The organism is Parapedobacter sp. (genome assembly GCF_035556095.1).
Classification (GTDB): domain Bacteria; phylum Bacteroidota; class Bacteroidia; order Sphingobacteriales; family Sphingobacteriaceae; genus Parapedobacter.
Window position 1 is genome coordinate 178867 of record NZ_DATMFT010000021.1, and the last position, 11732, is coordinate 190598.

General features: G+C 47.6%; 14 protein-coding genes. 10 read left to right on the forward strand and 4 right to left on the reverse strand.

The genetic code is table 11. From position 1 onward, the window contains the following. The first annotated feature begins 209 nt into the window (after nucleotides 1–209). From VNQ80_RS11290 to VNQ80_RS11310, 5 genes are all read left to right on the forward strand, one after another. Entirely contained in the window at nucleotides 210–1454 is a 1245-nt protein-coding gene (locus VNQ80_RS11290) for an aminotransferase class I/II-fold pyridoxal phosphate-dependent enzyme (protein ID WP_325638577.1), read from the forward strand. Nucleotides 1455–1731: 277 nt separating this feature from the next. Beyond that, nucleotides 1732–1917, forward strand: a complete 186-nt coding sequence (locus VNQ80_RS11295) for a histone H1 (protein ID WP_188752434.1) — start codon at nucleotides 1732–1734, stop codon at nucleotides 1915–1917. A 106-nt stretch (nucleotides 1918–2023) separates the two neighbouring features. After that, the gene (locus tag VNQ80_RS11300; protein ID WP_325638582.1) at nucleotides 2024–2959 is read left to right on the forward strand and encodes a type IX secretion system membrane protein PorP/SprF; all 936 of its coding nucleotides are present in this window, start codon (nucleotides 2024–2026) and stop codon (nucleotides 2957–2959) included. Beyond that, entirely contained in the window at nucleotides 2938–4953 is a 2016-nt protein-coding gene (locus tag VNQ80_RS11305; protein WP_325638584.1) for a gliding motility-associated C-terminal domain-containing protein, read from the forward strand. The genes VNQ80_RS11300 and VNQ80_RS11305 overlap by 22 nt, the downstream gene beginning before the upstream one ends. A 56-nt stretch (nucleotides 4954–5009) precedes the next feature. Further along, nucleotides 5010–6152, forward strand: a complete 1143-nt coding sequence (locus tag VNQ80_RS11310; RefSeq protein ID WP_325638585.1) for a sugar phosphate isomerase/epimerase — start codon at nucleotides 5010–5012, stop codon at nucleotides 6150–6152. 4 nt (nucleotides 6153–6156) lie between these two features. On the opposite strand, the gene VNQ80_RS11315 is transcribed toward VNQ80_RS11310, so the two are convergent. After that, the gene (locus tag VNQ80_RS11315; protein WP_325638586.1) at nucleotides 6157–6798 is read right to left on the reverse strand and encodes a response regulator transcription factor; all 642 of its coding nucleotides are present in this window, start codon (nucleotides 6796–6798) and stop codon (nucleotides 6157–6159) included. A gap of 280 nt (nucleotides 6799–7078) precedes the next feature. On the opposite strand from VNQ80_RS11315, the gene mscL reads away from it, so the two are divergent. Then, nucleotides 7079–7486 (forward strand): large-conductance mechanosensitive channel protein MscL, encoded by a 408-nt coding sequence (gene mscL / locus VNQ80_RS11320; protein ID WP_325638587.1) that lies wholly within the window; start codon nucleotides 7079–7081, stop codon nucleotides 7484–7486. A gap of 36 nt (nucleotides 7487–7522) precedes the next feature. Here mscL and VNQ80_RS11325 read toward each other — a convergent pair whose 3' ends face one another. Continuing rightward, nucleotides 7523–8410: a ChaN family lipoprotein gene (locus VNQ80_RS11325; protein WP_325638589.1), complete on the reverse strand. Its 888-nt coding sequence runs from the start codon at nucleotides 8408–8410 to the stop codon at nucleotides 7523–7525. Between the two features lie 175 nt (nucleotides 8411–8585). On the opposite strand from VNQ80_RS11325, the gene rpmH reads away from it, so the two are divergent. The 4 genes from rpmH to tsaB all read left to right on the forward strand — a co-directional run bounded on the left by rpmH (nucleotide 8586) and on the right by tsaB (nucleotide 10193). Beyond that, nucleotides 8586–8744, forward strand: a complete 159-nt coding sequence (gene rpmH, locus VNQ80_RS11330; RefSeq protein ID WP_325638591.1) for a 50S ribosomal protein L34 — start codon at nucleotides 8586–8588, stop codon at nucleotides 8742–8744. 68 nt (nucleotides 8745–8812) lie between these two features. After that, nucleotides 8813–9196: a ribonuclease P protein component gene (locus VNQ80_RS11335; protein WP_325638593.1), complete on the forward strand. Its 384-nt coding sequence runs from the start codon at nucleotides 8813–8815 to the stop codon at nucleotides 9194–9196. Next, nucleotides 9193–9447 carry a membrane protein insertion efficiency factor YidD gene (gene yidD / locus VNQ80_RS11340; protein WP_325638595.1) on the forward strand — a complete coding sequence of 85 codons (255 nt, stop codon included), beginning with the start codon at nucleotides 9193–9195 and terminating at the stop codon, nucleotides 9445–9447. Before VNQ80_RS11335 ends, yidD begins: the two co-directional genes overlap by 4 nt. Before the next feature lie 47 nt (nucleotides 9448–9494). Further along, complete coding sequence (gene tsaB / locus VNQ80_RS11345) at nucleotides 9495–10193, forward strand: tRNA (adenosine(37)-N6)-threonylcarbamoyltransferase complex dimerization subunit type 1 TsaB (protein ID WP_325638597.1); 699 nt, start codon at nucleotides 9495–9497, stop codon at nucleotides 10191–10193. A gap of 3 nt (nucleotides 10194–10196) precedes the next feature. On the opposite strand, the gene VNQ80_RS11350 is transcribed toward tsaB, so the two are convergent. Next, entirely contained in the window at nucleotides 10197–11099 is a 903-nt protein-coding gene (locus VNQ80_RS11350) for a CorA family divalent cation transporter (RefSeq protein ID WP_325638601.1), read from the reverse strand. 18 nt (nucleotides 11100–11117) lie between these two features. After that, nucleotides 11118–11714: an OmpH family outer membrane protein gene (locus VNQ80_RS11355; protein WP_325638603.1), complete on the reverse strand. Its 597-nt coding sequence runs from the start codon at nucleotides 11712–11714 to the stop codon at nucleotides 11118–11120. Between the last annotated feature and the right edge of the window lie 18 nt (nucleotides 11715–11732).

The following is an 11732-nucleotide window of genomic DNA, read 5'->3' on the forward strand; positions in this document are numbered from 1 at the left end:
ACTGTTCGGTTTTTTTATATCAGAATGAAAGAACTGCTTGGTAGGGATGCCTAATCAAGCAGTTTTTGTTCGTTTAGCGCCTTATAATGTAAATTTTGTGTCAATTACAGATGCGGGTTCACTTCGCGATGACATCGACATATTGGTAGCTTTTGATTTAAAGTTTATCTTTGCAACGATTTTTGTCTCATTAATACGCAACATATATATTGGACTTATTTGATAAAATAGCGAAAAACCTAGGACCAATAGGTCAGCATTATGAATGGTCGCATGGTTATTTTTCGTTTCCGAAGCTAGAAGGTGAAATTGCACCCCGCATGACATTTAACGGGAAAGAGCATTTGGTGTGGAGCCTCAACAATTACTTGGGCTTAGCCAATCATCCAGAAGTGCGGGCAGTGGATGCACAAGCCGCGGCCGACTTCGGTATGGCGTATCCCATGGGAGCCCGGATGATGTCGGGCAATAGTGTTCACCATGAAGAACTGGAGCAGGACCTGGCCGCTTACGTGGGCAAGGAGGATGCATTTCTGCTTAACTATGGGTATCAAGGTATGGTATCCATTATCGATGCCCTGGTAGACCGGAACGATATTATCGTTTACGATGCGGAATCACATGCTTGTATCGTAGATGGTGTACGACTGCACATGGGGAAGCGATTCGTATACCAGCATAACGATCTGGAAAGCTGTGAACGGCAATTGATACGGGCGTCCAAATTGGCCCGTATGAACGGCGGATCGGTGCTGTTGATTACTGAAGGCGTATTCGGTATGTCGGGTGCGCAGGGGAAGTTGAAGGAAATTGCGGCCTTGAAAGCCAAGTACCCCTTCCGGATGCTGGTTGATGATGCACACGGGTTCGGCACGATGGGCCGAGGAGGGGCCGGTACCCACGAAGCCCAGGATTGCATACCTGATGTAGACATTTATTTTGGGACATTCGCCAAATCGATGGCTGGGATTGGTGCGTTTGTAGCCTCTACAAAAGACGTGATTACTTATCTCCGATACAATATGCGGTCACAGACGTTCGCAAAATCACTTCCTATGCCGATGGTCATCGGGCTGAAAAAGCGCTTCGAATTGCTAAAAAATAGCCCCGAGCTGCGTGAGCGGCTTTGGGTGGTTGCACAGACGTTGCAACGCGGGCTGAAGGAACGCGGATTCGATATTGGCGCTACCAATACGATGGTGACACCGGTTTTCTTGAAAGGAGATTTACATGAAGCGACGGCACTTACACGCGATCTGCGGGAGACCCATGGGATATTTTGCTCGATTGTGGTTTATCCGGTCATCCCAAAAGGCTTGATTGAATTGCGGCTTATCCCCACTGCGGTACATACTCGGGAAGACGTGGAATATACCTTGGATGCATTTACAGCTGTCAGTGAAAGATTGCAGGCAGGCGCTTATAAGCAGGTTGTTTCTTTACAATCCGAGTAATTTAGGAACGAAAGCGATAAAAAAGAACGGATTACTCGCGACAGAGAGGCGGCGAGATTTCAACGATGTGTTTTTGATTATTTTGCTGTGTATCAGCAATATGTGATGATAACCGCTAATGCAGGTAACTCAATAAAATAGAAGATGTGGAAAAAAAAGTGCGTTTAAAGCCTGTTCGGGGTGTTTTAAAGTTTTTTTTTCCGAAAAAAGATTCTACTTTTAACCCACTGTAGATTATTAACTTATTTAAATTAAAAACTAAAAAGGAGTATTTATTATGGCAAGTATCCAAAAATTTAATGAGCTTAAGAGTTTGATTGAAGGGTTAGATGGGGACGCAGACAAATTCTTCAACAAGGGCAACAATGCAGCCGGTACTCGGGTAAGAAAAGGCCTGCAAGATGTGAAGAATCTAGCTCAAGCAATCCGCTTGGAAATTCAAGAAGCAAAAAATGCAAAATAAGCATACTGTTTGACTCAGTCAAATAGCTAAAAGCCCTCTCGCCTTAGGCAAGAGGGCTTTTTTATGGAATAATTTGTGTAAATTCGTATCTCCGATTATCGATGCCATGATAAATTGTGGAAAGGTGCTGTTGTTGCTTATACCTTGCCTGCCTGTGACGGTAATGGCTCAACAGCAACCGCATTATACCATGTACATGGCAAATAACTTTGTGCTCAATCCAGCAGTGGCAGGAATAGCTGAATATGCGGAGTTGAAGCTGTCAGCCCGTTCACAGTGGACGGGGATTGCCGATGCGCCCAAGACGTTATATGCTACGATGAATGCTCCACTGAACAGGCGGGATGGCCGGAAAAGCAATCTTGGCCTCGGCAGCAAAGTCCTCGTTGATCAAACCGGGCCCATATTGTTTTCATCGGCCGAGCTGAATGGCGCCTATCACTTACCGCTTAACGAAACCTACCGGTTGTCACTCGGAATGGGAATAGGCGTGAACTATCGGCGGGTTGACTTTTCTAAGGTACAGCTAGCGGAGCCCAACGACCCGGTATACGGGACAGATGATTTCAGACGGGCAACCCCGACAGCGAGCGCAGGGTTATGGCTTTATACCAACGATATGTACTTAGGGGTATCGGTACAGAACCTGTTGGACGATGGGTTCGGATCTTCACCCCTAGGCGGGCTAACCATGGCTATGCAGCAGCATTATTTCGCGACTTTTGGCTATCGGTTTAGGATGGGCGATTTTTACCTTACCCCATCCGCGATGTTGAAGCTTGTCCAACCCGCCCCGATGGCATTCGACATCAACCTGAAAGGGCAGGTAGGCGATGCCTTTTGGGCCGGGATTAGTTGGCGGCACCAGGATGGCGTAGCAGCGATGGCGGGCTTTTTCATCAGCTCCACGCTAAACGTCGCCTATGCCTATGATTTCATCAACTCCGACCTTCGACAGCACTCATTGGGCTCGCATGAAATCATAGTGGGTATTAATCTCAATAACCAAAAAGGGCCGAAATGCCCAACTATCGTATGGTGAAAAGGCTCTTATATTACCTCAAGGGAATCATTGGGCTGATGTTGGCCGTATTTACCGCAGTTGCAGGCCGCGCACAATGCGGATCGTCGGGCGATCCGATTGTTAATATTACGTTTGGCACGGCCGACAACCCGAGTTTAGAAGGAGGCACGACCACATATGACCCGGTCTTGCCGGGGCAAACGCCCAACGGCGAGGGGTGGTATAAGTTGGTGTCTAATATAAATCACGGGCTTGGTTCCTGGCATAATCTTCGTGACCATACTGGTAATGCCGATGGTATGATGGTTGTTTTCAACGCCGATGATTATCCGGGTGAATTCTATCGTATTCGGGTGTCGGGGCTATGTGAGAACACACGTTTCCGTTTTAGCGCGTGGATTGCCAACGCCAATCGTGCAGAAGAATGCAACGGGAACCCGATACCGCCCAATGTGCGTTTTGTGATTGAGGATATGGACGGAAACCAAGTAAATGCACCTTATGCAACGGAAAATATAGCCCCTACCTCCTCGCCGCAATGGCTACCGTACGGTTTTGAATTCAATACGGGAAATCAAACGGTGTTTGATTTGGTGCTCATCAACGACAACCCCGGTGGCTGCGGCAACGATTTGGCTATCGACGATATTCAATTCACGCCCTGTGGACCTCCGATTTCATTGGACATGGATGAGACATTGAAACAGGGCGACACCTTATTTTTCTGCGATGGGGGCACTGTCCCCATACGGCTTAGCGGCCTCATCGCACCTGACGATAGCTATGCAGCAGAGCCGGTATTCCAATGGCAGACCCGGCGAGGCGTTGACGCTCAATGGACGGATATTCCCGGTGAACGCCGCAACGAGTTGGATATAATACCTATCGACAACCAATGGTACCGGCTGACGGCTGCTGCAAGTGCCGATAATTTGAGTGAGCCGTTGTGTCGTATTTCTTCCGAACCTATCCGCATAGCGCAGCTCGTTCCACAGGCAGACGTAACCGATATCGATGAAACGGCACCGTTATGTGAAGGAGGTTCCATTTTGTTAAATCCGCCCGAGTACATTAGGGCAAGCGCCGGTCCCATCACTTACCAATGGCGGCTCGACGACGGTAGCGGACTGCCCATAAACATACCCGAAGCGAATTCGCGTACCTACGAATTCATCGCCACAGAAGCAGGTATATTTCACCTCATTCGTCAGGCAGTCAACGGATGCGGCGATCGCTTCGCTACCCACATTTTCGAAGTCCTGGTGAATGAACCGATCCGTACGTCATTGACATTGTTGCAGCCCGCGCTGTGTGCGGACGATGACCCGTTGCCACTTGCAGGCGGTGTGATCGTCAATGGGAGTGTCGATATGGTAGATACGTATAGCGGAATCGGCGTGGTTGACGGCGTTTTCTACCCCGCCGTCGCAGGCGTGGGGCAACACACCATTACCTTTTCACCACCACAAGGCACACCTTGCCCGTTACCATCCCAAGCCATCATCACGGTGTACGACACAATATCCATCGAGCCGATGTTGGACGTGGTCATGCTTCCGAACCAACGAATTACGCTACGCCCCCAAACCAACGCCTCCCAATTTAGATGGAGCAATGAACCAGGTCTGGACAATTACCATATGCAATATCCGGTTGCGTCCCCAGCCCAAACAACGACATACACGTTGACTGCCAGCAATGCCTTCGGATGTGAGAAAACAGAAACAGTCACGATTACCGTACTGAATGATCTCATTGTACCCAACGGCTTCACACCAAACGGAGATAACGTAAACGATACATGGGAAATTGAGGGATTGCGTGCCTATCCGAATGTATTTATACAAGTGTTCAACCGATGGGGTACGCTGGTGTTTTCTTCAAAAGGATATACGGAACCGTGGGCCGGACAGTACAACGGTGCACCGTTACCGACCGGCACCTACTACTATACGCTATCGTCTGATATATTAGAGCAGCCGCTATCCGGGTCCGTGTCCATTTTTAGATAGACAGCAACTTTACCATATCTGTTATTTTTCGTATTATCGCTCCAAACAAACGTGCTATGACGACTAACAAACGAAATAACCCCATTTGGGTGATGAGTTCCGCATTCGATAAATTGACATTGTCTGAATTGGTGGATACCACGGTAGGGATCGGTGCGCAAGGCATAGACCTTTGTGTTTTCCGACGCGACGGAACGCGAAAGGATCACACGGCTACCCATTTAGCGTACGAGCATTTCACACCGGACTCGGCAAAGGCACTTATCGATCGTTTTAATAGCGCTAACTTGGGATTGTCACTGGGGGCTTTCGAAAACATGATAGGAGGGGAACCGGCAGAACGTATAAAAAACCAGAACCACCTGCTTAAGCTGATACGGATCGCCCATCTACTGGGCGGTGATGACAACAACGTGAAAGTGGGCACCTTTGTCGGGTATAACCACGAGCTTGGCGTTCAGGCAAATGGTTTTCAAAAGAACTTGGATGAATATAAGCGGGTGTTTGCACCCATTATCCGGTATGCAGAAGATTTAGGGGTAACGATATTGTATGAAAATTGTCCGATGGAAGGATGGCGCCCGGCATCTTATACAAGCACATATAATAACCTGCCCGGGGTGCTGGCGGCACGTAAACTCATGTACGCGCTTATACCTAGTCAGGCACATGGCGAGATATACGACCCGTCACACGACGTGTGGCAGCATACCGATCCGGTGGCTGTAATATCGCAGACTGACATGTCGCGTGTGCATCGTATCCATGTGAAGGCTACACGGAACCTTGAAACGACTGCACGCATCGACTGGGGCGGTATGTATCCCATGCAACTGGTGGATGCTGGTTTGGCTAAAAGGGCAGGGGTAGCTGTGCCGGCCAATGAATGGGATCGACATCATTATGAGGCTATGTTGCCCGGATTTGGTGGCTCGGACAGCATGGATTGGCGAGCATTCGTTGACCGCCTTATTGAAAGAGGATTTAACGGACCCTTTGAAATCGAGAACGAGGCCAAAAATTCAAAGGATACAGGCAATCTTGCCGCAACGGTACAAGGCTATGAGGCAACTATAAAGTTTTTAGCACCGATGGTATGGGGGCTTCAGGAAGACGTTGGTTATACGTATTTCAATGGTTCGCCTCTTACGACGCCGATGTCACGTGATATCCCGGTGACCACGATCGACAAACTGTAACTCTTTAAGCACCCGAGTGCAGTCGGAACTTTTCAATCAATTCTGCGATATTTTCAACTTGGAGTTTCTCGAAAATTCGCGTTTTATAGGTGCTTACGGTCGACGTGCTGAGGTTGAGTGCTTTGGATACGTCCATAATGCCCAATCCCTGTACGAGGTATTTTGCCACATCAACCTCCCGGTTAGAAAGATGGTTTAACGGGTTGTCTGCTTTTAGTACCGATTTCCCCATGGTGAGCGTATTGTAGTACAACTCTCGTACTTCCGGGCTCATGTATTTTCCCCGTTGGATAACCGAGAGAATAGCTTCTTTCAAGTCCGCTTTTGAGGTGTTTTTATTCAGGTAACCTGCAGCGCCCGCCTGGAGGTAACGGAGCGCATAAAGCGTTTCGTCATAAGACGAAAACACCAATATTTTGATGTTTGGTTGAACAAGCAATACTTTTTCAACCATTTTGATGTTATTGCCTCCCGGCATATTGATGTCGAGCAGAAGAAGATCATAGGGCTTTTCCGACAACAACTTGACCATTTCATCAAAGTCTTCAGCCTGGGTAACCCGTGCAAGCGGCAACGCCTCTTTCACCACAATTGATGTGCCCAGCCTAACGATTCCATGATCATCTGCTATCAATATCTCTGTCATCTGTTAAATGTTTATCATAGATGCCCCCTATCCAGGCAGTTGGTTATTTCATAAGTAAGTCACGTAACTAATGCAAATATAAGTTAAAATATAATTGCAACAGTGTTTTAGATTAAATTTAATAACAATTAGATAGAAAGGGTATGCCGGAAAGTTAATTCCAATGACTCAGCCTGATTAACGCAGGGCAACTTAAATAAAAAAAAATTTGTTTAGCCGTTGAAAATGTCCAATTTAGGCGTTGGGAAATATTTAATTAACAAATTAACCTTATTGTTTTATGGGATTTATAAAAGAATTCAAGGAATTTGCCATGCGCGGCAGCGTGGTAGACCTTGCTGTCGGTGTGGTCATCGGCGGGGCCTTTGGCAAAATCGTTACCTCTTTGGTCAATGATGTAATCATGCCCCCCATTGGTTACCTTACAGGAGGTATCGATTTCTCGGAAATGAAGTATGTCATCCAACCCGCTGACGAAGCCAATGAGATCGCTGAAACAGCTATTAACTATGGCAATTTCATTAATGTGATTATTGAATTCCTTATTATCGCATTTTGTATTTTTCTTGTCATTAAAGGTCTCAACGCACTGAAGCGGAAAGAAGAGGACGCTCCGGCAGCCCCACCTGAACCTTCGAAAGAAGAGGTATTGCTTACCGAAATCAGAGACTTGTTAAAGTCAAAGTAGTAAGGGATAAATAGGGGGGCGTACTGTAAGCGCCCCCTAAAATGTCTTGGGTATCACCGGATCCGTAAGGATAATAAAGTCTCCAAGATGGCTGAATGATTCCCAATCGGGTTCATTATAGCCGTTGTCGGGGAAACAAGAGATAGTAACAACGGAGGTTCGCCGTGACACATAGTTACGAAGCTGGGCTACCGTACCCAATCGCTCATCGCTATGGAACCGACCATTGAGATGTAGGACTTTCTGGATATTTTTCCCCTTGGAGAATCTACTGATGCGGTAAGCCATGGTAGCATCCCAGAGATTTTGGCTTTGATATATTTTTAGGCCACCCATGCTCTCATGGCCGCCCATCAGCGCAGTAAACTTCTCATGGTAGCGGCCCGTCAACGTATCGATGGGTAAGGGAGCAAGCAAGTGCTTAGCTGATTTATCAAGCGCGTTCAAGCTCTCCAGCCCCGACCGGGTAACACGATTCGTGTATCGGCTTGGCGCGTTGGCCGCTAACACGGGCAGCCCATTTTCCCTGGCGTATTCCACCATTGGGCGGTAATCGGTATAATTATTCCACAATACCGCATCCTTGTTGAAGTTTCGTTCTGTTATGAGGCCTGATAGGTATTCGTCCAATACCAACTGGTCGTCACTCACGAGCATTTCCATTGAAAGCGCTACACCGGCGTAGCGCTCGTCCATTGCTTTCAGTAATTCAAATTGCAAAACATGAGCTATCGAGTCGTTATGCTCTTCCCCGAAAAATACGATATCGGCATGACCAATTGAAGCCGTCAATTCCGCGAATGTGATTTCCGCTTTTCTCTCCGTATCATAGATGATATATAGTGAGCGATCCGCTTGGGCATGTGTTGTGAATGTCCGAATAAATAACGCAGTGCAAATTACCGCGGCTTTCGTGATGTTCATGCCCCAAATATAACGCTTATATTTTTGTGTCATCTGCTTGCTGGTGTAGTCATCGATTTTCGGCTACGGTGAAGATAGGTGTAAAAATTAAGTGCATATATTTGATAATTATCTGTTTTACCCGTACATTTGCACTTTCATTTTTGGCTAATAACAAAAAAAGATAGCAAGCGTCATGAAGAGAACATTTCAGCCGTCGCAACGGAAAAGAAGGAATAAGCATGGGTTTAGGGAGCGCATGAGCTCTGCAAACGGCCGTCGCGTATTGGCATCAAGGCGGGCAAAAGGGCGGAGACGCCTTTCCGTATCAGACGAAGGCCGTCACAAAGCCTAACCGTCGACATTGCCGGTGACCGCTCGCACCCGGGGCTCTCGACCGGATTCGGGGAGAGCTTATCAGCAATGAAAAGAAAAACATTTTCGAAAGAAGAACGATTGTGTAGTAAAAGGTTGATAGATAGCCTTTTTCATGATGGTTCTTCTTTTTTAATTTACCCTTATCGTGTTGTATTTATGCGGGTTGAGGGGGCAGCGTGGCCTGCTCAGGTATTGTTGTCCGTATCCAAGCGTCGCTTTCGGCATGCAGTACATCGCAACTTATTGAAACGTCGCATGCGAGAATGCTATCGTCTGCAGAAAGATGAGTTGTTGTATCCTGCCGTTGAAGGTAGGCCGTATGGTTTAGCCATTGCGCTACAATACGTGGGTAACGAAGTGCTAGACTTTCCCTTGATGCGGGAGCGAATGGCCGATGTGTTGAAAAAGCTGCATGATCAAGTATTATGAAGCTGCTCCGCTACATTTGGAATAACGTAATCAAAGTGGCGATATCGGCAATATTTCTCCTGTTAATCAGGGGCTATCAGGTGCTGCTTTCGCCGATGCTTGGGGCCTCCTGCCGCTACTCACCCACCTGTTCGCAGTATGCTGTTGAAGCGATACGCAAATATGGCCCGTTCAAAGGTGGCTGGTTGGCCATCAAACGCATCGGTCGCTGTCATCCCTGGGGGGGGCACGGTCATGACCCTGTGCCTTAGATGCTTGCCTTAACCACCGATAAAAATCATTAACTTTGCTTTCCGTTATGTCCACCCATTACATCCTACAAATCGAAACCGCGACCCAGGTGTGCTCAGCTGCTCTGTCGGCCAATGGCGAGACAATAGCTTGCATCGATGTGGATGAGCCGAATGTACATGCTTCCCGACTCACGCTTTTGATCGATGAGCTCTTGCGGCGAACAGGACTTTCTTTTGGTGATCTTTCAGCCGTGGCCATCAGCAAGGGGCCGGGGTCTTATACGGGGTTGCGTATAGGTGTTTCCACCGCCAAGGGCTTATGCTACGCTACCGGGCTACCGCTTATTGGTGTCGATACGCTGGCGGGAATGGCGACGGGCTTCGCCGCCGACAATCCGGTGGACGGTAATACCCTGTTGTGTCCTATGGTAGATGCGCGTCGGATGGAAGTGTATACTGCCGTTTTTGACAGTCATCTGAAACTCATTACACCTGCTGCTGCGGTGATTGTAGACCCTCGGTCGTTTGAATACCTTGGGAGCAGCCAGTCCATGGTTCTTTTTGGAAGCGGCGCGGATAAGCTGGCGGCGTTGTTTGCGGCCGAAAAGCACATTGAAGTAATAGCCGGTTTCAAAAACTCGGCCAGCTACCTAAGCCGGCTGGCCAATCACGCGTACCGCGAGGAGCGTTTTGAAGATGTCGCTTATTTCGAACCCTTTTACCTCAAAGATTTCATAGCAACTACGCCAAAACAACGGGCGTGATCGTCATAACCATCCTTTACGTTTAAACCAGAAATAGATACCCACCGAAATGCCTACCATGAGTAACATCACCGCTGGATACCCATAAGGCCAGCTCAGTTCAGGCATGAACTTGAAATTCATTCCGTAAATGCCTACGATAAACGTAAGTGGCATAAAGAATACCGAAAAAACGGTCAGTACCCGCATCGTCTCATTGGTGCGCTGTGAGGCAATTGAGAAGTAGATGGATAGCAACTGTGCGGTGTTTTCCGATAGGTTGTCAAAAAGTGTCTGCGTACGGATATACAGGTCGCGCAAATCGCGGGTATAGACATCACTGCGTTCCTTCGAATCAATGTTGTCTATAATTTCATACGAGAGAAGCATCAGTCTGCGAATTACGTCGATCTTACGTTTCACGAAATACAACCCCCGGAGGATCGGTGACTTTCGTTGCCGCAAAAATACCCGCTCTTCGTAATAGTCCAATGATTCGGAGAGCCTAATACCCGGCTGCTCGAATGTCAGGATCGATTCGCGAATCAATGAATTGAGGAGGTGGAATGTCGAATTGCATCTACCCGTGTCAATACGTTTGGCTTTAACCAAATCGATCAAATCGCCTTCGGCTCGGTGAACGGTAATCAGGTGGTTTTCGGTGAAAAAAATAGATACCTTGTTGGTTAGTTCTTGTATGGTGTCGGCCTCGTGGCCATGATCGGCGGCAAACACCCTCAAAATCACAAACGTGTAATTGTCAAATAGCTCGTATTTGGGCAGATGGTCGGGTTGCATGCAGTCCTTAATCGATGCCTCGTGTAAGGCATACGTTTCAGCCACCTGCTTGATTTCGTCATTGTTCGGAGCGGAAAGATCCACCCAGTCGAATCCATTTTTGTTTTTTGACGCCAGCAACCGAATCATGGCTCTCGTCAAAAACCGCTATTTTTTATCTTTAGCATATTCCGCATTCAGTGCCGTCAGCACCTCATTGGTGATTTCGAGGCTTTCGTCTGCGTATAGTACACCCGGACTGGCCGCCGAATAAGTAAGCACGAACTTAAATCCGTTTTCTTTAGCGTGTTTTTTCAAGTATTCGGTAATCCGTCCATACAGTTTTTCATTTTCCGAAGCTTCCTCCTGCGCAAATGATGTACTCGCATTTTGGTTGTGGCGGGCGAGTTCATCTTGTTTACGGGCAAGGCGCTCCTCGGTAGTTTGCCTATCGGATGCGCTCATCGTAGGTGCTTTCTGCTGATAGTCGGCCACCTCACGCTGGAATGCGTTGCTGCGTGACTGGAGATCCGCTTGGGCCTTCTTTGCCTTTTCCTCTAATTTGGTTCTTATATCTTTGAAATATTCGTATTTCTCGAGCAACGTATCCACGTTTACATAGACAATCTTTTCCGTGCTTGTCTGTGTGGAGTCACCCACCGACGAAACCGAAGCAGGAGTCGATCCTTGCTGATTACACGACACTACCGCCGCTACTAACACCCCTATCCCAGCTTTTGCAATCCATGCGAATGCTTTGTTCATAGTTTTCTAATTTTTTGT

Excerpts from the sequence above, each read along its gene's own strand:
- VNQ80_RS11295 (WP_188752434.1), top strand. The coding sequence starts at position 1,732 with ATGGCAAGTATCCAAAAATTTAATGAGCTTAAGAGTTTGATTGAAGGG.
- VNQ80_RS11350 (WP_325638601.1), bottom strand. The coding sequence starts at position 11,099 with ATGATTCGGTTGCTGGCGTCAAAAAACAAAAATGGATTCGACTGGGTG.
- VNQ80_RS11305 (WP_325638584.1), top strand. The coding sequence starts at position 2,938 with ATGCCCAACTATCGTATGGTGAAAAGGCTCTTATATTACCTCAAGGGA.
- VNQ80_RS11335 (WP_325638593.1), top strand. The coding sequence starts at position 8,813 with ATGAAAAGAAAAACATTTTCGAAAGAAGAACGATTGTGTAGTAAAAGG.
- VNQ80_RS11325 (WP_325638589.1), bottom strand. The coding sequence starts at position 8,410 with ATGAACATCACGAAAGCCGCGGTAATTTGCACTGCGTTATTTATTCGG.
- yidD (WP_325638595.1), top strand. The coding sequence starts at position 9,193 with ATGAAGCTGCTCCGCTACATTTGGAATAACGTAATCAAAGTGGCGATA.
- VNQ80_RS11355 (WP_325638603.1), bottom strand. The coding sequence starts at position 11,714 with ATGAACAAAGCATTCGCATGGATTGCAAAAGCTGGGATAGGGGTGTTA.
- mscL (WP_325638587.1), top strand. The coding sequence starts at position 7,079 with ATGGGATTTATAAAAGAATTCAAGGAATTTGCCATGCGCGGCAGCGTG.
- VNQ80_RS11310 (WP_325638585.1), top strand. The coding sequence starts at position 5,010 with ATGACGACTAACAAACGAAATAACCCCATTTGGGTGATGAGTTCCGCA.
- tsaB (WP_325638597.1), top strand. The coding sequence starts at position 9,495 with ATGTCCACCCATTACATCCTACAAATCGAAACCGCGACCCAGGTGTGC.
- VNQ80_RS11300 (WP_325638582.1), top strand. The coding sequence starts at position 2,024 with ATGATAAATTGTGGAAAGGTGCTGTTGTTGCTTATACCTTGCCTGCCT.
- rpmH (WP_325638591.1), top strand. The coding sequence starts at position 8,586 with ATGAAGAGAACATTTCAGCCGTCGCAACGGAAAAGAAGGAATAAGCAT.
- VNQ80_RS11315 (WP_325638586.1), bottom strand. The coding sequence starts at position 6,798 with ATGACAGAGATATTGATAGCAGATGATCATGGAATCGTTAGGCTGGGC.